The sequence below is a fragment of the Kitasatospora sp. NPDC057965 genome, assembly GCF_042887135.1.
Taxonomy (GTDB): Bacteria; Actinomycetota; Actinomycetes; order Streptomycetales; family Streptomycetaceae; genus Kitasatospora.
In genome coordinates this window covers 383,193-405,166 of record NZ_JBHVPZ010000004.1, presented here as the reverse complement: position 1 = coordinate 405,166, position 21,974 = coordinate 383,193, and the positions used below count along the sequence as shown (strand labels likewise).

The window sequence follows — 21,974 nt, the reverse complement described above, 5'->3', positions numbered from 1 at the left end:
ATCCGACACGCCCCGGGCGGCACCACGCGCAAGGAGGCGACGTACGTGACCGAGGACCGCACCCCCGCGGTGGCCGAGAACCCCGAGGCCGTCGGCGGCGACGAGGAGCCGCAGCAGTACAAGGGCCGCAAGAACGGCCTCTACTCCGCGGTCTCCGACGAGCTGGCCGCCTCGATGAAGTCCGGCTGGGCCGACACCGAGCTGCACGGCCTGGCCCCGGTCCCGCAGGCCCCGTACGCCGCCGAGCGCCGCGCCAAGCTGTCCGCCGCCTACCCCGGCGAGCGCCTGGTCGTCCCGGCCGGCACCCTCAAGGTCCGCTCCAACGACTGCGACTACGCCTTCCGCGCCGCCAGCGAGTACGTGCACCTCACCGGTGACCAGACCGAGGACGCCGTCCTGGTCGCCGAGCCCGCCGGCGACACCGGCCACACCTTCCACCTCTACCTGCTGCCCCGCTCCGACCGCGAGAACGGCGAGTTCTGGCTGGACGGCTACGGCGAGCTGTGGGTCGGCCGCCGGCACAGCCTCACCGAGCAGGAGCAGCTGCTCGGCCTGCCGGTCCGCGACGTCCGCAAGGCCGCCGACGAACTGGCCGAGCGCGCCGCGGACGGCGTGCCGACCCGGATCGTGCGCGGCTACGACGCCGGCCTGGAGGCCGCGCTCGACGGGGTCCTGGACGCCGAGAAGGACGCCGGGTTCAAGGAGTTCCTGAGCGGCCTGCGGCTGGTCAAGGACGAGTGGGAGATCGGCGAGCTGCGCGCCGCCTGCGCCGCCACCGTCAAGGGCTTCACCGACTGCGTGCGCGAGCTCGGCCAGGCCGTCGCCACCTCCGAGCGCTGGATCGAGGGCACCTTCTGGCGCCGCGCCCGGGTGGAGGGCAACGACGTCGGCTACGGCTCGATCTGCGCCGCCGGCCCGCACGCCACCACCCTGCACTGGGTGCGCAACGACGGCGAGGTCCGCCCCGGCGAGCTGCTGCTGCTCGACGCCGGCGTGGAGACCAGCACCCTCTACACCGCCGACGTCACCCGCACCCTGCCGATCAACGGCCGCTTCGACGAGCTGCAGCGGAAGATCTACGACGCGGTGCACGACGCGCAGGAGGCCGGCATCGCGGCCGTGAAGCCGGGCGCCCGGTTCCGCGACTTCCACGACGCCTCGCAGCGGGTGCTCGCCGAGCGACTGCTCGCCTGGGGCCTGCTGGACGGCTCGGTGTACGACGTGGAGAAGGTCCTGGAGCTGGGCCTGCAGCGCCGCTGGACCCTGCACGGCACTGGCCACATGCTCGGCCTGGACGTCCACGACTGCGCCCACTCGCGCACCGAGGAGCACGTCGACGCGCTGCTGGTGCCCGGCATGGTGCTCACCGTCGAGCCGGGCCTCTACTTCCAGCAGGACGACCTGACCGTCCCGGAGGAGTACCGCGGCATCGGCGTCCGGATCGAGGACGACATCCTGGTCACCGCCGACGGCAACGAGAACCTCTCGGCCGGCCTGCCGCGCCGCGCCGAGGACGTCGAGGCGTGGATGGCCTCGCTGGCCTGAGCCGGCGCGCACACCGCGCCCGATCCGCCGGCGGTCCGGCCCCCGAGCAGTGGGGGCCGGACCGCCGGCGGCGTTTTCAGGGGAGTGGCGCGGTGAGGAGGTTGAACCCCGGGTAGACCACGACCGGTGCGGCGTCCTGACCGTCCCCCCTGGCCCCCAGCAGCACGGCGAAGTCACCGACGCCCTCGGGCCGCCAGTCGTCCGGCACGCCGAACTGGAACGTGAAGGCCGTCGACTCGCGCGGCTTCACCAGCCGCTCCAGCAGGGTGGTGTCGACCACCAGCTGTCCGTTCCCGTCCGGCGCGGCCGGCAGCGTGCGCAGCCCCTCGGCGCCGGAGCCGTACCGGGCCTGGACCACGATCTTGGCCGCGTCCTTCCCGTTCAGCCGGACGGTCGGGACCACCGAGGCCAGCGGCGCCGCCCCCGGATTGCGGACGGTCATCGTGACCACGCCGAGCGCCGTCCTGTCGACCGTGAGCACTGGTGCCTTCCGGGCACTGGCGGGGGCCCTGCTCAGCCGCAGCGCCGTCAGCGTCGACGCCTCCTCGGCCCGCTGCGCCGTCGGCAGCACGGCCAGGGCCTGGAGCAACAGCGTCCCCTCCGCGCTGTCGATCGCCGGGTCCAGCCGGTAGCGGACCGTGTGCACGGCGCCCGGGGCCAGCGCGAACGCCACCGGGTCGCCGGAGGTCAGATAGGCGCCGGTCGCCTCGGTCAGCGGGACCTCCGTCCAGGTGCCGCCCGCGTCCTCGCGCTGCAGCCGGCCGCGCACCGTGCGGTCGGTGCCGACCGGGTCGGCGAGCGCCCGGACCGCCACCACCGGCGCCACCGCCTCGTAGGACTCCTGGGTGGTGTTGCGCCAGCTCACCGAGAAGGTCACCAGCTCGCCGCCGGCGATCGCCTCCGCCCCCGTCAGGCCGTCGAAGCTCACCTCGATGCCCTGGGACGGGCGGGCCACCCCGGTGCCGGCGGCGCCCGGAGCCGGCGCGGCCCCGGACGGCGCCCCGGGCGCCGCCTCGGACTGCTGCGGGGAGCGCTGCTCCGCCCCGCTGCCCGGCCCACCGCCGCCGGCGGTCCCGTCCCGGCCCGGGACGGACCCCGGCCCGGAGGCGGGGTCCGCGGAGCCCTGCGGGGAGTCCCCGGGCGGCGCCCCGGCCGGGACGCCGAGCGCGTCGGAGGGCCGCGCGGTCGGCGACAGCGGGTCGGTGCCCCGGGACGGGTCCGGGCTGGTGCTCATCGTCGCCGCCGGGCCGTCGTCGCGCCGGTCGGCGAGGGTGTCGGTGGGGATGGTGAGCACGCCGATGACCGTCGCCGCGGCCAGCCCCATCAGCGGCAGGCCCACCAGGTAGGCGGGCCGGCGCCGTACCCGGGGACCCTTCGGCGGGTCGGCCGGACGCAGGTCCTGGGTGGTGATCCGGGCGGCGCGGGCCGCCATCGCCTCCCGGAGCAGGCACTCCACCGGGGACTCGCCGCCGGGGCCGGTGCCGGGGCCGGCGCCGTGCTCCCCGCCCGCCCCGCCGCCGCGCTCCGCGCCCGCAGTGGGGCGCCGCTCGTCGCTCATCGGGCGTGCTCCAGCTTCTTCTCCAGGGCGTCCAGGGCCCGACTGGCGGTGGACTTCACCGTGCCGCGGGACACCGCGAGGATCTCCGCGATCTCCGACTCCGACAGGTCGGACCAGTAGCGCAGCACCAGGACCTCGCGCTGGCGCGGGGTCAGCTCCTGCATGGCCACCAGCACCCGGCGGTGCTCGTCGTGCAGGACGGCGTGGTCCTCCGCCGACGGCGCGTCCGCCTCGTGGGGCGGCACGTACTCGCGGGCGGTGCGGCGGCGGCGCAGCACCGACCGGGCGCCGTTGACCACGGCGGTGCGCAGATAGGCCAGCGCGTTGTCCAGGTCGTCCAGCTGCTCTCCGTGCCGCTGGTAGAGCTTGGCGAAAGCTTCCTGCACGACGTCCTCGGCCTGGTCCTGATGGTCGACCAGCAGCACCGCGAGGCGGACCAGGCTGAGCCGGTGGGTGAGATAGAGGTCGGTCAGCGTCGGCCCGGCCTCGCGCGAGCGGCCGCCGCCGGGCAGCAGGCGGAACCCGGCGCGGCGCCGGCCGGCGGGCTGCGCGGTGACCGGCACGTCGAGCACTTCGCCCGGGTCCTGCACCTCCCGGGCGCCGAACAGCAGCGTCACCAGCCCGCGCAGGGTCGCCCCGCGCCCCTGGGCGGCCCGCGAGGCCGACCCGATGGCCATGGACATCCGTCTTCGCATTCCCCCGACGGCGGACCGGTTGCACGCCGGTGCGTCAGGACATCGTCATCGGTCGTCCGGGCCCGGACGGGCCCGGACGGATCGTCGTCGGCGAACGGCCGGTCGTCAGGAGGACAGGCGCATGTGCGCCCTGCGGGTCGGCTGGGCCTGGCCGTCGACGCTGTGGCCGACCGTCAGGTCGATGCCCATCCAGGCCAGCCATCCGGTCGGCACGGTGATCCGGAAGCGGTAGACGGCGCTCTCCCCCGGGCCGAGCACCCGGGAGAGCCCGGCGGTGTCCAGCGGGACCGGTCCCTCGGCGCCCGGGGTGCCCTGGAGGCGGCGCCACTCGCCGTCCACCAGCACCTCGGTGATCAGGGCCTCCGGCCCCGGGCCGGGCCCGGTGGTCTGGGTGCGCGGGTCGGGCACGGCCAGGGCGGGTACGACGGTGTGGCTGGCGAAGCCGTCCACATTGGTCAGTTCCAGCCGCACCTCGGAGGGGACCCGGCCCATCGCCGCGTCCGTCGGCCTGGTCGCCGACAGCTGGACCGGCTGGGCCACCGTCACCTGCACCCGGGCGTCCGTACCGCCGACCCGCACCGCCTTGGCGCCGCGGCCGATCCAGCCCTCGGCCGAGATCGGCAGCCGGCCCGCCATGCCGCCGGAGGCCAGGGTCAGCCGGTAGCGGACCGTCCGGCGCTCCCCCGGGTCCAGGGCGAAGGTGCCCTGCTGGGGGCCGGTGCCCACGCCGACCTGGTCCAGCTTGACCTCGCGCCACTCGTCGAGGTCCTTGCGGTCCAGCATGCCCTTGGCCGTCGTGCCCGGGCGGGCGACGGCGGCCGGGTAGTCGTACGGGAGCACCCGCACCACCGGGACGATCTCGTCGTAGCGCATGGGGGTGGTGTTGGTCCAGGTCACCTCGAAGTCGACGTAGCTGCCGTCGGCGCGGGCCTCCCAGGTGCCGCCGAGCGGGCGGATCGAGACGTCGACCTGCTCGGCGATCGCGAGGGGCGGCACCTCCGGCCAGACCGGGGAGCCGCCGGGCTTGGGCAGCGCCCCGCCGGCCGGGGCGGACGGCGTGGAGGGCGGCGTGGCGGACAGGGTGGAGGACGGGCCGGGAGCAGCCGCGAGGGCCGTCGTGGCGGCGGCCGGGAGTCCGTCCGCGTACCCGGCCGGGACCAGCACCGGTGCGAACACCGGTGCGGACGCCTCGGCCACCGGCGCGGTCAGCGCCGACCTCATCGAGGCCCCCGACGGCGCCGCCCCCGTCAGCGCCGGACCCGTCGCGACCGCTCCGGCCGGCAGCACCTCCACCGGCACCGGCCGCGCCGCCCGGACCGGGCCGGCGCCCGCACCGCTCTCGGCGGGGAGCAGCGCGTAACCGGCCGCCCCGGCGACGACGGCCGCCAGCGGAACGGTCCTGACGAGACGCCGGACAGTGGACGGGCGCATGGTGGGTTCCCCGTGGTAGTCGGACTCTGCCTCTGCGGCGAGGCCCGGCACCGGCGCGGTGGTGACCCGCGCCGGATCGGCCCTCACCCTTTCAGACGTCCGAGTCCCCGCGAGGTTGCGGGGTGTTCGAAGAAAATTTCGTACTGTCCGGAACGACCGCACGCCCCCGTCGCGCGGCCGCTCCGTCGTGCTACGCCTGCTCGCCGGTGCGCCGGGCCGCGTTGGCGATCACGGCGTCGTGCAGCCACCGCGCGAGCCCCGGCGCGAGGTCCTCGTAGACCCGCGTGAAGCGCGGGTCGGCGACGTACATCCCGGCGATGCCGCGGTGGATCTCGAAGGTGCAGTCGTAGAAGGTCCGGCAGATGTGCTGCCGGTGCTCCTCGGCGAGGTCGGTGGCCCGGCCGCCGTCGGCGGGCTCGCCGGCGGTGAAGGCCTCCACCAGACGGGCGTTGAGCTCGTCCGTCTCGGCCTTGATCCGCTCCCAGTCGGCCTTGTCGTAGCCGCCGGTGCGGCGCTGGGACTCCGTCCAGGCCGCGGTGTCGCCCCAGCGCTGCTCGGCCTCGGTCTCCCACTCCTCGCGGTAGTTCTCGCCGAAGAGCTCGAACTTCTCCTCCGGGGTCAGCTGGATCCCCATCTTCTCTGCCTCCATGGCGTGTTCGACGGCCGCGGCCAGTTTCTGGAGATGGGCGATGCGGTCGGTCAGCAACCGGTGCTGGCGCCGCAGGTGCTCGCTCGGACTCACCGAGTCGTCGTCCAGGACGGCCGCGATCTCCTCCAGGGAGAACCCGAGTTCGCGGTAGAACAGGATCCGCTGCAGCCGTCCGAGGTCGGCCTCGTCGTACCGGCGGTAGCCGGCCGGCGTGCGGCCCCGGGGGGACAGCAGGCCGATCCCGTCGTAGTGGTGCAGGGTGCGGACGGTCACCTTGGCGATCCTCGCCACGGCACCGACCGGGTACCCGTTCCCGGTGTTCATCCGGGTCCTCCCTCCGTGCTGACCACGACCCTCCTTCCTCCCGTTGCGTGAGGGTCAAGCGGTTTCGACGCGGATCAGGCCGCGGCCGGCTCGCGGTCGGTGCGCCGCCGTGCGCCGGCCTGCCGGGCGACCCGCCGGGACCCGTCACCGCCCCGGCCCCGCTGCCGGGTGGGCCAGAGCAGCACGTACCCGGCCGAGACCACCACGAAGGCGAGCCGGACGAAGCCGCGCGCCGGGTCGGACGGCAGGAACAGCGTGCCGCCGTACAGGGCGACCAGCGCGATCCAGCTCCACCACGGCACCAGCCGCCGCTGCCCGACCGTGTCCCAGAGCAGCGTGCCGAGCAGGACCGACGCGGAGTAGTACGTGTAGACGCTCGGGTCGAGCAGGATCCGGGCGTCCGCCCCCAGCAGGACGACGGCCGGCCAGCGGCCGCGCCAGACCGCCAGGCTGCCCAGCCCCAGGCCGAGCGCGAACTGCGCCGGGCGGTCCCACCACGGCGTCGCCGGATCGGTCACCCCGAACCAGCGCAGCGCCGAGGCGGGCTGGTTGGGGATGGTGAACTTCGCGGCCGCCATGGTGTTCAGATCGCCCAGGTAGAACGGCAGCCAGGCGACGGCGACGAGTCCGACGAACCAGAGCGCCGTCCGCAGCCACCTGGCCCGCGGCAGCGCGAGGATCAGCGGGGCGAACGCCAGCGCCCACGGTTTGGCGTCCACCGCCAGCGCCAGGTGCACGCCGACCGCGGTGGCCCGGCCCCGGCTGAGCTCGTGCACGGCCAGGGTGGTGAAGAACAGCGCCAGCACGTCGTCCAGGTGCGCGAAGCGGACGGACACCTCGACCCACATCGGGATGAAGGCCAGCCCGGCGATCAGCAGCCGCTGCTGGAGCCGGCGGTGGTTGGTGCCGGTGCCCAGGTAGTGGTGGGCGGCGGTGCGGCCGACCAGCACCAGCATCGCCAGGCCCAGGCCGGACATCACCGCCTCGGCCAGCAGTTGGCCGGTCCGCGCCGGGAACGGGTCGAAGAGCCGCGCCACCGCCAGGCTGACCGGGCCGATCTGCAGCTCGGGGTGGTCGGCGTAGAGCGCCAGGCCGCCGTCCGGGCGGTCGCTGAAGAGCAGTTCCTCGCCCTGGCGCAGGTAGTGCCAGGAGAAGCCGCCGCTCGGCTCGACCAGCAGGAACCAGAGGACCGTCCAGGCGAGCAGCAGGACGTGGTGTCTGCGGATCGGCAGGCCTGCGATCCGGCCGGTGGCGGCCTCGTGGTCCTTCTCGACGCGCGCCGCGCGCCTCGACCGTCCCGGCCCTGCCGAGCGCTCCGCGCCCCGTCCCCGCACCCCGCTACCTCGCCTGCCGTGTCGGCCCCCCGGGCCCGTCCCTCGGAGGCCCCAGGGGGCTCATCCTAGGCACGGCCGGGGCGGCGGACGGAACCGCCCGTGCCCCCGGTGGGCCGGGGACACGGGCGGGTGCGGTCGTCCTTGCTCAGCCCTGCTGGGCGGCGCGGCGGCGGCGGAGCACCACCAGGGTGCCGACACCGGCCGCGAGGACGGCGCCACCGGCGATCGCGATGCCGGTGGTGTTGTCACCGCCACCGGTGGTGGCCAGGGCCTTGTCCGCGTTGGCCCGCGCCTTGACGACGGCCTCCGGGGTGATCGGCAGCGGCGCGACGGCCGGGACCTTCACCGGGAAGTCGATCGGCTGCCGGCCGCCGGCCTCCTCGTCGTCCGGGGTACCCCCGGGGGCGGGGGTCGCCGGGGCGGTGCCGGCGGGGGCGCTCGGCGAGCCGCTCGCACCGGAGCCGCCCGTCGCGCTGGGCGAAGCACTCGGCGACGCGCTCGACGAAGCGCTGGGCGACGCGCTGGGCGACGCGCTGCCCGACGGCGTCGTCGTCGCGCTCGGCGTGGCGGTGGCGGTCGCCGACGGCGTCGCGGTGGCGGACGGCTCGGTGGTCGCCGACGGGCTGGTGCTCGTGCTCGGCGCGACCGTGGCGCTCGGGCTGCCGGTCGCCGTCGCCGTCGCGGTGGCGGTGGCGGACGGCGTGCCGGTCGCCGACGGCGAGGTGGTGACCGACGGGCTGCCGGTCGGCTTCACGGTCGGGCTCGCGCTCGGGCTGGTCGGCTTGGTGGTCGTCGGTGCCACGGTCGGGCTCGGCTTGCCGCCGCCCCCGGCCACGATCTTGAACCGCTCGCCGCGGATGCCGTCGCAGCTGAACTCGCCCTCCCCGGTCGGCTTGTTGCCCTCCGACCTCGCGGCGAAGACCACCGGGACGACGCCGGCCGTGCCGAGCGGCGCGTCCTTGCCGACCGAGACCCGCACGGTGACGGTGAGGCTGCTGCCCTTGTTGACCGCGAGCAGCGAGTTCTCGAAGTCGGGCACGCGCCCGTCGATGAGCTTGGCGAGCAGGAACAGCACGCCGTCGTCGTCGGTCTCGCCGCCGCCCGGCGCGGGCTTGGCCGGCAGCCAGGTCTTGGACTTGTCCAGCCCGTCGGGCAGTTGGAACTCGACCTTGAGGTCCTCCGCCCGCAGCGTGCCCTTGGCGTTCTTGAACTTGAGCAGCGGGTAGTAGACGAAGTCGTGCTTGGTGTTGTTGTCGACGGTGAAGTTGAACAGCTTGCTGTCGCCGCCGGCGACGAAGGTCCGCGGCACCCCGTCCAGGGACAGGTCGAGCGAACGGGCGCTCGCCTTGTCGGCCTGCGGTGCGGCGGCGGCGGGCGACGAACCGGTGGTGGCGGCGGCCACCGCGCCCTGGGCGCCGGTCAGGGCCATCGAGGCGGCGAGCGCGGCGGCGCCGGCCAGGGCGAGACTGCGAGGTATGGAGAGGGACAAGGGAAACCTCACGGAAAAGGCCGGGCGCTGGCCCGGGGGCACGGAAGGACCGGGCGGCCGTTCGAGCCGCGATCCCCCCGCGAAGCTGAAAGTCCGTCGGAGACTACCGAAGCCTCCGGCGGTGCCGGAACGGGGGTGCCGGTTTCCGGCACCGGCCCGGCGATTCCTGTCCGGTTGGCCCAACTCTGCCCCGGGACGGGTCTTTTGGCCGCGACCGGCAGATGACGCGAGGGTGACCGGTACACGTCCGCCGGACGGTACCGGACGGCCCTGCGCCCCCGCCGCCGCACCGGTCTAGGACAGGACCCGGGCGTCCGCGAAGAAGGACTCGGCGGCGGTCAGCGCCCGCTCGTCGCGCAGCACGTCGCCCGGCCGGTCGGCGTGGCCGAGCAGCGCGCCGCCCCAGCGCATGCCGAGGTGCTCGGCGGTGAGCCGCAGGGTGCCGATCAGCGGCTCGGCCTTGTCCGGCTCGGTGGCGTACGCGGTGACCGCCCAGACGGTGCCGCCGGCCATCCGCGCGCGGAAGTCCGCGCCGGGCACCCGCAGCCAGCCCGACCAGTGGTCCAGGTAGTGCTTGGCCGCGGCCGGCAGCGCGTACCAGTACAGCGGCGCCACGAAGACCAGGTCGGTGGCGGCCAGGGTGGCGTCCAGCAGGGTGCGTTCGTGGCCGGTGGGCGGCTCGTACCGGCCGTCCCCGGTGTGCCGGAGGTCCGCGAACGGCGGCAGCGGGTGGTCGGCCAGCCGCAGCCAGCGCTGGTCGGCGCCGGCCGGCAGGCTCGCCCCGGCGGCCAGTCGGGCGAGCCGGGCGGAGTTGCCGTCGGCCCGGGTACCGGCGTCGAGGAAGAGGAAGGACCGGCGCGCGTCGGCGCGACCGCTGGGCTCGGACATCGGGACCCCCGTACGGACTGCTGATCGATCGAGGATCACGAGCCTACGGCGGTCCGGCGGTCCCGCCGGCGCTACTCCGGGAGCCCGGCCCGACGGCGCGCGACGGCCGCGACGGCCGCCCAGTCCTTCTCGCCGTCGCCGTGCGCCAGCGCGTCCAGGAAGGCGTCCCGCAGCACGCTTCCGAACGGCAGCGGCACATGCGTCGCCGCACCGGTGGCGAGCGCGAGGTCCACGTCCTTGAGCCCGAGCGGAAGCTTGAACCCGGCGGGCTCGTAACGGCGTTCGGCCACCATCGAGCCGTACCCGGAGTAGATCGGGCCCGGGAAGAGCGTCCCGGTGAGCATCTCGATCAGGTCCGTCGGCCGGACGCCGTTGGCCTCGGCCAGGCTGCACGCCTCGGCCATCGACTCGATCGCGCAGGCCAGCAGGAAGTTGGTGCTGATCTTGGCGGTGTTGGCCTGGCGCGGGCGCTCGCCGAAGTGCCAGACGCGCCGGCCCATCGCGGCGAACAGCGGCTCGACCGCCGCCAGCGACTCCGCGCTCCCGGCGGCCAGGATGTTGAGCTCGCCGGCCTCCGCCACCGGCGGGCGGCCGAGCACCGGCGCGGCGACGTACCCGATGCCGTACTCGGCGTGCAGGGCCTCGGCGCGCTCGGCCAGGGCGACCGAGACGCTGGCCATGTTGACGTGCACGCCGGCCGTGGCGGCCTCCAGCAGAGCCGGATCGAGCAGCAGCCGCTCCACGGCGGCGTCGTTGGCGAGCATCGAGACGACCGCGTCGGCCGCGAAGACCTCGGCCAGTCCGTCGGCGGCCAGCGCGCCCCGGGCGACCATGGCGGCCACCGGTTCGGGCGAGCGGTTCCAGACCCGGACGGTGTGGCCGGCCTTCAGCAGGCTGGTGGCCATGCCCCGGCCCATCGCGCCCAGTCCGACGAAGCCGACGGTCATCCCGCTCATCTCACACGCTCCCGCTGTCGCCCGGTGGCCGGAGAGATCGTCCGGCCACGACCAACCGACTCTACGTCAGCCCTCCGACCGGGCGGGCCGCCACCCGGTCAGGCCGCCGCGGCGTGCCGTCCGTCCGCCGATCCGGCCTCCAGCCGGGCGAGGACGCGGTGGCGCAGCAGCTGGTACTGGGCCTGCAGCCGGCCCGGGCGCTGCGGACGGGCGACCGGCCGGCCGGGGCCGACCCGCTCGTCGGGGCCGAAGCGCGAGCGGGTCATGTCGACCTCGGCGCCGGCGGCCGAGCGGTTCCACCAGTGCAGGTCCGTACGGACCCCGCCGGTGTACACCTCGCCCATCATCAGCTCGCCGCCGAGCAGGTCGTGCACCACCAGGGCGGTCGCCCGGCACTGGCCGTGGGCGGGGTCGTCGGCACGCCAGTGGGCCTGGTCCTCGGGCGCGCAGGTGTCGACACCCCAGGAGGAGCGGATCGCACGTTCGATGTCGTTGAGGGTCCACGCCGTCATAGCGGGAAGCCTGCCACGCGGCACCGACAGCGGCAGCGACTTTTCGGCGGCCGACCCCGTGCTCTGCGGCGACCCGCGCGACCTTCACCCGTACGGGGAACCCGCCGGGAGGTGGAGCGCGCCGGGGGGACCGGGGGTCCGCCCCGGCGCGCGGGCCGGTCACACGCCCTCGGCGCGGCCGGCAGTCCCCGGCGGGACCTACTTGGCGAGCGCCTCGACGCCCGCCTGCGCGAACTGCTCGTCCTGGTCGCCGCTGGGCGCGCCCGCGACACCGATGCCCGCCACCGGAGCGCCCTTGGACTGCACCGGGGCGCCGCCGGCCAGGAACAGGGTGTTCGGAATGTCCTTCAGGCCCGGGGCCTGGGCGAGGCGCTTGGACAGCTCCGAGGTGGGCGCGTTCCAGGAGACCGCGGTGAACGCCTTGCGCACCGCCGACTCCGGCGACTGCGGGCCGGCGCCGTCGCCCTTGAGCAGCACCCGGGTGACGCCGTCGCGGTCGACGACCGCCACCGAGACGCGCTGGCCCGCCTTGGCGGCCGCGTCCAGGGTGGCCTGGGCGGCCTTGGTGGCGGCCTCGATGGTCAGACCGGTGCTCTGCGAGAGGTTCTTGTTCTGCGCGTCGGTCTTGACCGCGGCGGCGGTGACGGCCGGGGTGTCGGTGGCCTCGGCGCTGGCCGAGACGGCGCCGACGGTGGCGGCGGCCAGCGCGGCGGCGGCGACGGTGCCGGTCAGCACCTTGGCGCGAACGGAGGTCTTCTTCATGGTCCGGCTCCTCGTCGGATGGCGGTGGTGCGGTCGGATTCGATCCTCCGTTCCGGACCCCCGGGGCCGCATCGGCGGTCCGGACACCACGTCCGGGCATGATGGACGACGGACCCGTCAGCCGATCGGTTGATGCGGGCGGTGACCGGACGGGTCACCATCGATGGATCGCCGCGGCCCGGACGGCCCCGACGGCGCGGACGGAACGAGGAGCGGCCCCGTGCACCACCCCGGCCCCTCCTCCGTCGACCCCGTCGACCCCGCCGCCCCCTCCGCTGCTGCCGCCGCCGCTGCCCCCGCTCCCGCTCCCGTCCTGGCCTTCCCCGACCCGGACGCCGGCCGGCTGGCCGTCCTGCTCGACTCCGCCTTCCTCCTCCTGCTCGCCACCTCGCTCAGCCGCTACCTCACCCACCACTCCGGCAGTCCGCGGATCCCCTGGGTGCTCGGCCTGAGCATCGCCCTGGCCGTCGTCCAACCGCTCGGCTCCTGGCTCGCCCACCGCCGTCCGCCCGCCCCCGGGCAGCGCCGCCGCCCGTGGCCGCTGGTCGCGGTCACGGTGCTCTGGGTGGTCCTGGTCCTGGTCGCGCCGAGCTTCTCCTGGTGCGCCGTCCCGCTGGTCTACACGGCCCTGCGGACGCTGCCCACGCCGGCCGCGATCCCACTGGTGGCGGCGCTCACCCTGCTGGTGGTCGTCGGCGAGGTCCGGCTGCCGGGCCCGCTGGACGCCAACCTCGTCCTGCTGCCGCCCGCCGTCGCCGCGCTGGCCACCGGCGTCTTCCTGTACATGGAACGGCAGGCCGAACGGCAGCGCGCGCTGATCACCGACCTGGTCCGCACCCGGCGCGAACTCGCCGCAACCGAACGGCGGGAGGGGACGCTGGCCGAGCGCGAGCGGCTGGCGATGGAGATCCACGACACCCTCGCCCAGGGGCTGTCCAGCCAGCAGATGCTGCTCCAGGCCGCCGATCGCACCTGGGACGGCGACCCGGCGACCGCTCGCGGCCACGTCCGCACCGCCGCCGAGGTGGCCGCCCGGAACCTCGCCGAGGCCCGCCGCTTCGTCCACGACCTCGCGCCCGCCGAACTCGCCGACGGCCGCACCCTGGACCGGGCGCTGCGCTCGCTCGCCGAGCGGGAGTCGGCCGAGAGCGGGCTGCCGGTCCGCTTCCACCTGGACGGCACGCCGGTGCCGCTGCCGGCGGCCGCGCAGTCGGCGCTGCTGCGGATCGCCCAGGGGGCGCTGGCCAACGTCCGTGAGCACGCCGGGGCCTCGGCCGCCGCGCTGACCCTCTCCTTCCTCGGTGACCAGGTCGTCCTGGACATCGCCGACGACGGCTGCGGCTTAACCCCCTCGCCCTCGTCCTCGTCCTCCACGCCCTCGTCCTCCACGCCCTCCGCGCCGCCCGATCCCTCCGGCCGTGGCCACGGTCTGCCGGCCATGCGCGCCCGGCTGCGTCAGCTCGGCGGCGCGCTGACCGTGGAGAGCGCTCCCGGCGAGGGCACCGTGGTCTCCGCGGCGATCCCGCTCACCCCCGACCGCCCCTAGGCACTGGAGCCGTGCGATGAACCCCACCCCCGCCCCGTCCCCGGTCCGGCTGCTGGTCTGCGACGACCACGCCGTGGTCCGGGCCGGCCTGCTCGCCCTGCTGGCCAGCGCCGGCGACATCGAGGTGGTCGGCGAGGCGAGCAGCGGTGAGGACGCGGTCGAACTGGCGGCCCGGCTGGCGCCGCAGGTGGTGCTGATGGACCTCCAGCTCGGCGGGGGCATCGACGGCGTGGAGGCCACCCGCCGGATCACCGCGGCCCCGGACGCCCCGCACGTCCTGGTCCTGACCACCTACGACACCGACGCCGACATCACCCGGGCGATCGGCGCGGGTGCCACCGGGTACCTGCTGAAGGCCGAGCGGCCGGAGGAGCTGTTCGCCGCGGTGCACTCGGCCGCGCAGGGGCGCACGGTGCTCTCGCCGCCCGTGGCCTCCCGGGTCATGGCGCAGATGCGGGCCCCGGCACCGCAGCTCACCGAGCGCGAGACGGACATCCTGGCCCAGCTCGCCCAGGGGCTCGGCAACCGGGAGATCGCCCGTGCGCTGTTCATCAGCGAGGCGACCGTCAAGACCCATCTGGGCCGGATCTACGACAAGTTGGGCGTCGACACCCGGGCCGGCGCGGTGGCCGTCGCCAAGGAACGCCGACTGCTTCGCTGATACCGACATTCCGTTCGGATTGTCTGATTCCGAACAAACGGTTCCGCCGGATCCGTGCCACCGGCGCAGGTACCCGAACCAACGGCCCCACCAGCGCTTTCCCCGCACCGCCGGCCCCCCTCTTGCCATCCGGGCCGGGATCCCCGAGGGTGGGATGCTTCGGGAATTCAGCATTGACAAACCAACCACGCGGTTTGTTACCGTAACGATCAACGATACGCCCCACCTCAAGGGGGCTTGCCGGGCCTGTGCGGAACGCTCTCGCCGGAGAGTGGCGCCAGGGGGGACGGCGGGAGTCCGGGGCGATCGGGGGGAGCGGCGGGAAAGCCGCGCGTCGACGCGGCGCGGAGTGGGTCCGGGGGGACTCGCTCCGCGCCTCCCTGCTTCCCGCGCCACCCCGGCGATCCCCCACCGGCCCTTCACCGCCACCGACCCTTCACCGCCCCGCGCCGAAGCCGCTCCGGCCGGTAAACTGCACCGGGTAGTGCAATCCGCCGAGGAGGGGACCCGCCGATGAGCACAGCGAACCCGGCATCGACCGCCGGATCACGCCGCATGCCGGAGAAACGCCTGGCCATCGCCCGCGCGGCGAGCACGGTGTTCGGCCGCGAGGGCTACACCCGGGCCAGCGTCGACGCCATCGCCACCGAGGCAGGCGTCTCCAAGCGCACCATCTACAACCACTTCGGTGACAAGGAGAAGCTCTTCCTCTCCGTCGCCCTGGAGACCGCGGGCGAACTCACCGAGATCATCGCCGGCCTGGCCGACCGTCATCTGCACAAGATCGTCGATCTGGAGGCCGACCTGGTCGCCTTCGCCGTCGACCGCGCCAAGGCCGTCCTGGCCGCCGGTGAGCACTACGCGCTCGGCCGCACCATCCGCGCCGAGGCCGGCAACATCCCGCCCGACGTCCTCGCCGCCTGGCTCGCCGCCGGCCCCCTCGCCTCCCAGCGGGACCTCGCCGACCACCTCGCCCGCCTCGCCGCCCAGGGCCTGCTCACGCTCGACGACCCCGACCTCGCCGCCACCCACTTCACCCTGCTCACCTTCAGCGGTGCGGCCGACCAGTCCTTCTACGGCGCCGTCCCCATCTCCGACGCCGCCCTCCACACCACCGTCACCACCGGCGTCCAGGCCTTCCTCCGCCTCTACCCCCGTCCCTGACCCCACCGGCCCCCAGCCCCTGCTGCTGTGGGCCCCCGACCGCGCTGCCTCCGCCGACCGGCGGGGCCGGCCACGTCGAGGGCCATCAGGTGCCGGAGGGTGCCGAACCGGCTGAGCCGGCTGTGCGGTTGACGGTTCACGGGCCGACCCTGGCCACCGGGCGTCCGTCCGGCGTCTGCCCCGGGACCGATCCCGCGGCCGACCGCGGGCCCGCGCCCCTCCCCGGCCCGGGGGCGCCGTCGACCCGGGGGCGTCACCGGCTCAGGGGCGTCGCCGGCCGTCGCTTGCCCGGTGGATTGCTCCGGTCCACACTGATCACCGGACGAAGGGGACGCCATGGCGGAGGGCACGGCGACGGCAGCGGGGGGCGGGTCGGAGGCGTTCGGGGCGCGGCTCCAGGCGTTCCGCAGGCGGGCCGGGCTGAGCCAGCAGACGGCCGCGGCACGGGCCGGGGTCAGCACCAGGGCGCTGCGCGACCTCGAACACGGGCGGGTCCGGCGCCCCCGGGCGGGCACCCTGCGGCAGCTGGCCGAGGCCCTGCGGCTGACCGACGGCGAGCTGGCGGAGCTGCTGGCCACCACCCCGGCCGAACCGGCGGACGGCGCCGGGCGGCCGCGGCTGCTGATCCTCGGCCCGCTCGTCCTCCGGCACGACCGGACCACCGTCCCGGTGACCGGCCCGATGGTGCGCCGGCTGCTCGGCCTGCTCGCGCTCAAGCACCCCGCGCCCGCCACCCGGCAGGAGATCACCGACACCCTCTGGCCGTCCGGGCCGCCCGACTCCCACCGGAGCCTGGTCCACGGCTACGTCAGCCAGGTCCGCCGGCTGCTGACCCCGGACGGCCCGCGCACCGCCCCGCCGTCGACCGTCGTCCGCACGCCCACCGGCTACCTGCTGGAGGCACCCCGGAACCAGATCGACCTCGGCCGCTTCGACGAGCTGCTGGACGAAGCGCGGCGCCCGCACCGCACCCCGGACCCGGAGGCCTCGTACCGGGCGCTGACGCGGGCGCTGCGGTACTGGCGGGGCCCGGTGCTCGCGGACGCGGACCCGGCGCTGCGCCGGCACCCGGCCGCGGTGGCGGCCGGCGAACGACGCCTCGGGGCCGCCCTGTTGCACGCCGACACGGCGCTGCTGCTGCGCCGCTCCGCGGAGGCCGTCCCGGTGCTGTCGGAGCTGGTCGACGCCGAGCCGCTGCACGAGGGCCTGCACGCCCGGCTGATGCTCGCGCTCGCGAGCTGCGGCGAACAGGCCGCCGCGCTCGCCGTGTTCGCCCGCCTGCGCACCCGACTCGACGAGGAGTTGGGCATCGCGCCCGGCGCGGAGGTCCACGACGCCCAGCTGCGGGTGCTGCGCCGGCAACTGCCGCTCGCACCGGTCGGCGGCCCGGCGCCCACCGCCCCGCGGCCGGCCCAACTGCCCGCCGCCACCGGCGTCCACGTCGGCCGGCGGCGCCAGCTGGAGGAGCTGGACGCCCTCGTCGCGACCGACCCCGCACGCCGTCCGCACCTGGTGGCGGTGGTCGGCGCGCCCGGCATCGGCAAGACCGCCCTCGCCACGCACTGGGCCCACGCCCGGCGCGCGCACTTCGAGGACGGGCAGCTGTTCGTCGACCTGCGCGGCCACTCCCGGCTCCCGGCGCTGAGTCCCGACGACATCCTGGCCCGCTTCCTCCGGGCGCTCGGCGTCCGGCCCGACCGGCTGCCCGCGGACCGGGACGAGGCGGCGGCGCTCTACCGCACCCTGCTGGCCGACCGGCGCATGCTGATCGTGCTGGACAACGCACGCGACGCCGAACAGGTCAGGCCGCTGATCCCGGGCGCCCCGGGCTGCGCCGTACTGATCACCAGCCGCAGCCGGCTCGCCGGACTGGTCGCCAGCGACGGCGCCCGCCAACTCGCCCTGGAGGTGCTCGGCCCGGAGGAGGCCCGCCGGCTGCTCGGCAGCACCGTCGGCGAGTGCCGGGTCGCCGCCGAGGAGCAGGCCGCGGTCGAACTCGTCCGGCTCTGCGGCGGCCTGCCGCTCGCCATCCGGATCGCCGGCGCCAACCTGGCCTCCCGCGGCACCGGAATCGCCGACTACTGCGCCGAGTTGGCCGGTGGCGACGTCCTCGGCCGGCTGCACGTCGAGGGCGACCACCGCTCGACGGTACGGGCCGCCTTCGACCTCTCCTACCGCGCGCTGCCGCCCGCGGCCCGGCGGATGTTCCGGCTCCTGGGTCTGATGCCCGGCCCGGACCTCTCCGCCGACGCCGCCGCCGCCCTCGCGGACGCGGCCCCGGCCGCGTCCGCCGCACTGCTGGCGGTCCTGGCCAACGCCCACCTGGTGCAGGAACGGGCGGCCGGCCGGTTCGGGCTGCACGACCTGCTGCGCTCCTACGCCCGTGAACTGGTCGGCGGCACCGAGGCGCAGACCGCCCGGGAGCGGCTCTTCGCCTGGTACCTGCGGCACGCCGACGCGGCGGCCCGGCTGCTCTTCCCCACCGCCCCCGCCCCGGACCCGGATTCCCGCACGCCGCCGGCCGCACCCCCCTTCCCCGACCACGGCCGGGCGGCGCGGTGGCTGGAGGAGGAACGCGAGAACCTGGCCGGCGCCGTCCTGGAGGCGTCCGACGCCGGTCTCATCGCCGTCGCCCGGCGGCTCGCGGAGAGCCTGCACGGCTACCTCTCCACCGGCATGTACACCGGCGACTGCGCCGAACTCACCACCGCCGCCCTGCTGCACCGCCCCCGGCCCGGCGGCCCCGGCGGCCCCGGCCACCCGGACCGCCCCGCGGGCGAGGTTTCCGACACCGACACCGACGCCGACACCGATGCCGACGACGAGGCCACCCTCGGCCTGATCTGCTGGAGGCTCGGCCGGCTGCACGAGGCCGCCGACCACTTCTCCCGGGTGGCCGGGCACTTCCACGCGCTCGACGCGGCCCGCGCGGAGGCGGTCGCGCACACCAACCTGGGGATCGTCCACCGGGCGCTGGGCCGCCCCGGCGACGCGATCCGGGTGCTCGGCGAGGCCCTGCCCGTCCACCTGCGGAGCGGCAACAAGTACAGCGAGACCGTGGCACTCAACGGCCTCTGCGGCGCCCACACCGACCTGGGCGACCACGCCACCGGCCGGCGGCTGGCCCACACCGCGCTCGCCACCGCACGCACGCTGCGCAACCGGGCGCTGGAGGCCAACGCCTTCCTGGCGCTGGGCGCGGCGCAGGAGCGCGCCCACGAACCGACCGAGGCGGCCGACAGCTACCGGGAGGCGCTGCGCCTCGCCGAACTGGTGCGCGACCGCTTCACGCAGGCCACCGCGCTCGTCGGCCTCGCGACGGTCCGGACCTGCCACGAGCCGCGGGCCGCCCTGCGCACCGCCGAGCACGCCCTCGCGCTCTCCCGGGAGGCGCGGTTCCGGATGCTCGAAGGCAACGCGCTCGACGCGTTGACCCGCGTCCGGGTCCGGCTGGGCGAGTCACGGGCCGCCCTGGAGACCGGGCACGCGGCCCTCGCCGTGCACCGCGAGACCGGCCACCGGCCGGGCGAGGCGCGCAGCCAGCTGGCGCTCGGCCACGCGCAGTCGGCCCTCGGCGCGCGCGGCCCGGCGTTCGGACACCGGCGCGAGGCACTGCGGCTCTCCCGGGCGATGGGCGGGTCCGGGATCCGCTGACCGGCGGTCCGGCAGTTTCCACGGTTCTGCCGGTCCGCCCTTGCGACCGCCGCTCCGGTGAGGTAACCGCAGGTCAGCACCGGTGTGCCCGCGCAGGCCCGCCCCCTCCCGGCCTCCGGTCCGGCTCCCGGTGTCGCACCAGACCCGCTCCCTACGGTGTGATCATCAACCCCGCGCCCCGAGGGATCGAACGCCCATGGACGACCTCCTGACCCACCGGCCCGCCGCGGCACCACCGACCGCCGAACCGGCCATCTGGTCCCGCAACTTCCGCCACTACTTCACCGCCCGCAGCGCCGGCCTGCTCAGCTGGGCCATGCTGCCGGTCGCGGTCTCGGCCGGCCTGCTCAGCGGCGGGTACGGCCTGGACACCGCCGGGTACGCGATGGCCTTCCTGGTCGGCCCGTTCGCCGGCCTGGTGCTGTTCGGCGGCGTGCTCGCCGACCGGTTCACCGCCCGCCGGATGATGATCGCCGCCGACCTGGCCAACCTCACCGCCCATGTGCTGCTCGCCCTGCTCTTCCTGCACGGCATCAGCCACCTCTGGCAGCTGTACGCCCTGCTGGTGGTGGCCGGCACCGCCAACGCGATGTTCCAGCCGGGCGCCTCCTCGACCGTCCCGCTGGTCTCCCGCGACGTCCAGGGTGCCAACGGCGTGCTGCGCACCTCCGAGGCGCTCACCGGCCTCGGCGGCCCGGCGCTGGCCGGCGTCCTGGTCGGACTCGGGGACACCGCCTGGGTGATGGTCATCTCCGCCGTCGCCTACGGCACCAGCGCCGCCTGCCTGTTCACCCTCCGGCTCGGCACGGTGCCCGCCCCGCCGCCCGGCGGGAGCCTCTGGCACAACCTCGCCGTCGGCTGGCGGGAGTTCCGCGCCCGCAGCTGGCTCTGGGGCGTGATCGTGATCTGGATGGTCTTCGCGGTGCTCTCCTGGGGCCCCCAGCTGTCGGTGGCCGCCGGCGTCATCGTCCCCCGCCACGGCGCCACCGCGTTCGGTCTCCTCAACTGCGCCCTCGGCGCGGGCACCGTGGCCGGCGGCCTGCTGGCGATCCGCTACAAGCCGGCCCGCCCGCTCGCCGCCGGCGCCGTGGCGATGCTGGCCTACCCCCTCTACCCGCTCGGCATCGTCCTCGGCTGGCCGGTCTGGCTGCTCGCCGCCGCCCAGGTCGCGGTCGGCGCCGGCATCGGCGTCTGGGGCGTCATGTGGGCCACCAGCGTCCAGACCCAGGTCCCCGGCGAGGTCCTCAACCGCGTCCACGCCTACGAGGTCGCCGGCTCCGTCGGCATGTACCCCCTCGGCAGCGCCCTGGCCGGCCCCGCCACCCACGCCTTCGGCACCGACCGCGTCCTCCTCCTCGGCGCCGCCACCGCCCTCCTCACCGCCACCGCCCTCCTCGCCACCCGCCCCATCCGCACCCTCCCCCGCACCTGACCCCGCCCCACCCGACACAACACAACACAAAAGCCGCAGGTCATATGACCTGCGGCTTTCTGCCTACTGGAGCGGGCGACGAGAATCGAACTCGCGCTCTAAGCTTGGGAAGCTCATGTTCTACCATTAAACTACGCCCGCCTGATGAGCCGTCAGAGACGGCTCGATCCGTCCCTCACTGTACCCCATCCGTGACGGTGGTTGCACAGGTGGCCGTGGGTGGTGGCGGCGGCGCGGGGGGTGGGCGGGGGCGTACTGTGTGGGCCGCGTGAGAGTGCCCCGGCGGGTGGGCGCGGGGCGGCGAGCCTTGGTGTGGAATGTCCGGTACATCCCCTAATGTGACGCTGGTCCCGGGGGCTCCGCCGTTCGGGGCGACGAGTACGGGTGAGTACTGGGGTAAGGATGGGAAGGGGACCGATGGAGCAGCGCGCCGTCGTTCGTTGTGCCGAGGGGCACCTGTTCAGCACCACCACGTTCCCGATGCAGAACCTCGGACCCGGCCGGCTGGGGCCCGGTCGGCTGATCAGGTGTCCGCAGTGCGGACGGCTGCGGAGTTCGGTGCTGGCCGACGTACGGGAGCTGTCCGAGCCGCAACTGGCCCGGGCGCTGCGGCTGGAGGCCGCGGAGTTCCTCGCCTGACGAGGGCTGGGACGGGAGAGATGTGAAGGCCGCGGCCCCGGGCGATTCGTCCGGGGCCGCGTCGTGCACGTAACCTCGAAGCGTGCTGCTCTCTGACAAGGACATCCGGACCGAGATCGACAACGGCCGGGTGGTGATCGATCCGTTCGACCCCACGATGGTCCAGCCGTCGAGCATCGACGTGCGCCTGGACCGCTTCTTCCGGGTCTTCGAGAACCACCGCTACCCGCACATCGACCCCTCCGAGGAGCAGCCGGACCTGACCCGGCTGGTCGAGCCGGAGGGCGACGAGGCGTTCATCCTGCACCCGGGCGAGTTCGTGCTGGCGTCGACCTACGAGGTCATCACGCTGCCGGAGGACGTCGCCTCGCGGCTGGAGGGCAAGTCCAGCCTCGGCCGGCTCGGGCTGCTGACGCACTCCACGGCCGGCTTCATCGACCCGGGCTTCAGCGGGCACGTCACGCTGGAGCTGTCGAACGTCGCCACGCTGCCGATCAAGCTCTACCCGGGGATGAAGATCGGGCAGCTCTGCCTGTTCCGGCTCTCCTCGCCGTCGGAGCACCCGTACGGCTCGGAGCGGTACGGCTCGCGGTACCAGGGGCAGCGCGGTCCGACGCCGTCCCGGTCCTACCTGAACTTCCACCGCACGCAGGTCTGAGCGGGCCCGAGCGGGACGGAGCGGAGCGCACGGTGCGGGCGGTCACCCCTGGACAGGGGTGACCGCCCGCCGGCGTG

General features: G+C 75.2%; 18 protein-coding genes and 1 tRNA gene. 8 read left to right on the top strand and 11 right to left on the bottom strand.

What is annotated here, in order from left to right:
* The first annotated feature begins 45 nt into the window (after window positions 1-45).
* Entirely contained in the window at window positions 46-1,545 is a 1,500-nt protein-coding gene (locus ACFVVU_RS07630; RefSeq protein ID WP_380685300.1) for an aminopeptidase P family protein, read from the top strand.
* Between the two features lie 76 nt (window positions 1,546-1,621).
* On the opposite strand, the gene ACFVVU_RS07625 is transcribed toward ACFVVU_RS07630, so the two are convergent.
* From ACFVVU_RS07625 to ACFVVU_RS07580, 10 genes are all read right to left on the bottom strand, one after another.
* Window positions 1,622-3,103 carry a hypothetical protein gene (locus ACFVVU_RS07625; RefSeq protein ID WP_387788685.1) on the bottom strand — a complete coding sequence of 494 codons (1,482 nt, stop codon included), beginning with the start codon at window positions 3,101-3,103 and terminating at the stop codon, window positions 1,622-1,624.
* A complete protein-coding gene (locus tag ACFVVU_RS07620; RefSeq protein ID WP_380687632.1) occupies window positions 3,100-3,786 on the bottom strand; it encodes an RNA polymerase sigma factor in 687 nt (228 codons plus the stop codon). Before ACFVVU_RS07620 ends, ACFVVU_RS07625 begins: the two co-directional genes overlap by 4 nt.
* Before the next feature lie 117 nt (window positions 3,787-3,903).
* Window positions 3,904-5,229, bottom strand: a complete 1,326-nt coding sequence (locus ACFVVU_RS07615; protein ID WP_387788684.1) for a hypothetical protein — start codon at window positions 5,227-5,229, stop codon at window positions 3,904-3,906.
* A 190-nt stretch (window positions 5,230-5,419) separates the two neighbouring features.
* Entirely contained in the window at window positions 5,420-6,202 is a 783-nt protein-coding gene (locus tag ACFVVU_RS07610) for a MerR family transcriptional regulator (RefSeq protein ID WP_380687628.1), read from the bottom strand.
* A gap of 74 nt (window positions 6,203-6,276) precedes the next feature.
* Entirely contained in the window at window positions 6,277-7,434 is a 1,158-nt protein-coding gene (locus tag ACFVVU_RS07605) for a hypothetical protein (protein WP_387788697.1), read from the bottom strand.
* A gap of 247 nt (window positions 7,435-7,681) precedes the next feature.
* On the bottom strand, window positions 7,682-9,025 hold the full coding sequence (locus ACFVVU_RS07600; protein ID WP_387788683.1) for an LPXTG cell wall anchor domain-containing protein: 1,344 nt from the start codon (window positions 9,023-9,025) through the stop codon (window positions 7,682-7,684).
* A gap of 294 nt (window positions 9,026-9,319) precedes the next feature.
* Window positions 9,320-9,913, bottom strand: coding sequence for a flavodoxin family protein (locus tag ACFVVU_RS07595; protein ID WP_387788682.1), 594 nt, complete (start codon window positions 9,911-9,913; stop codon window positions 9,320-9,322).
* Window positions 9,914-9,984: 71 nt separating this feature from the next.
* The gene (locus ACFVVU_RS07590) at window positions 9,985-10,869 is read right to left on the bottom strand and encodes an NAD(P)-dependent oxidoreductase (protein ID WP_387788681.1); all 885 of its coding nucleotides are present in this window, start codon (window positions 10,867-10,869) and stop codon (window positions 9,985-9,987) included.
* Window positions 10,870-10,967: 98 nt separating this feature from the next.
* Window positions 10,968-11,381, bottom strand: coding sequence for a hypothetical protein (locus ACFVVU_RS07585; protein WP_380689598.1), 414 nt, complete (start codon window positions 11,379-11,381; stop codon window positions 10,968-10,970).
* 198 nt (window positions 11,382-11,579) lie between these two features.
* On the bottom strand, window positions 11,580-12,143 hold the full coding sequence (locus ACFVVU_RS07580; protein WP_380685215.1) for a heme-binding protein: 564 nt from the start codon (window positions 12,141-12,143) through the stop codon (window positions 11,580-11,582).
* A gap of 220 nt (window positions 12,144-12,363) precedes the next feature.
* On the opposite strand from ACFVVU_RS07580, the gene ACFVVU_RS07575 reads away from it, so the two are divergent.
* From ACFVVU_RS07575 to ACFVVU_RS07555, 5 genes are all read left to right on the top strand, one after another.
* Window positions 12,364-13,689 (top strand): sensor histidine kinase, encoded by a 1,326-nt coding sequence (locus ACFVVU_RS07575; RefSeq protein WP_387788680.1) that lies wholly within the window; start codon window positions 12,364-12,366, stop codon window positions 13,687-13,689.
* A gap of 16 nt (window positions 13,690-13,705) precedes the next feature.
* Window positions 13,706-14,350: a response regulator gene (locus tag ACFVVU_RS07570; RefSeq protein ID WP_387788679.1), complete on the top strand. Its 645-nt coding sequence runs from the start codon at window positions 13,706-13,708 to the stop codon at window positions 14,348-14,350.
* Between the two features lie 555 nt (window positions 14,351-14,905).
* Window positions 14,906-15,514 (top strand): TetR/AcrR family transcriptional regulator, encoded by a 609-nt coding sequence (locus ACFVVU_RS07565; protein WP_380685221.1) that lies wholly within the window; start codon window positions 14,906-14,908, stop codon window positions 15,512-15,514.
* Window positions 15,515-15,850: 336 nt separating this feature from the next.
* Entirely contained in the window at window positions 15,851-19,168 is a 3,318-nt protein-coding gene (locus ACFVVU_RS07560) for a BTAD domain-containing putative transcriptional regulator (protein ID WP_387788678.1), read from the top strand.
* A 196-nt stretch (window positions 19,169-19,364) separates the two neighbouring features.
* Complete coding sequence (locus ACFVVU_RS07555) at window positions 19,365-20,600, top strand: MFS transporter (protein WP_380685225.1); 1,236 nt, start codon at window positions 19,365-19,367, stop codon at window positions 20,598-20,600.
* 67 nt (window positions 20,601-20,667) lie between these two features.
* Here ACFVVU_RS07555 and ACFVVU_RS07550 read toward each other — a convergent pair.
* Window positions 20,668-20,741 (bottom strand) — tRNA-Gly (locus ACFVVU_RS07550).
* Between the two features lie 276 nt (window positions 20,742-21,017).
* Here ACFVVU_RS07550 and ACFVVU_RS07545 point away from each other — a divergent pair.
* Window positions 21,018-21,239: a hypothetical protein gene (locus ACFVVU_RS07545; RefSeq protein WP_199839558.1), complete on the top strand. Its 222-nt coding sequence runs from the start codon at window positions 21,018-21,020 to the stop codon at window positions 21,237-21,239.
* A gap of 82 nt (window positions 21,240-21,321) precedes the next feature.
* Window positions 21,322-21,897, top strand: a complete 576-nt coding sequence (gene dcd / locus ACFVVU_RS07540) for a dCTP deaminase (protein WP_380685229.1) — start codon at window positions 21,322-21,324, stop codon at window positions 21,895-21,897.
* Window positions 21,898-21,974 lie beyond the last annotated feature (77 nt).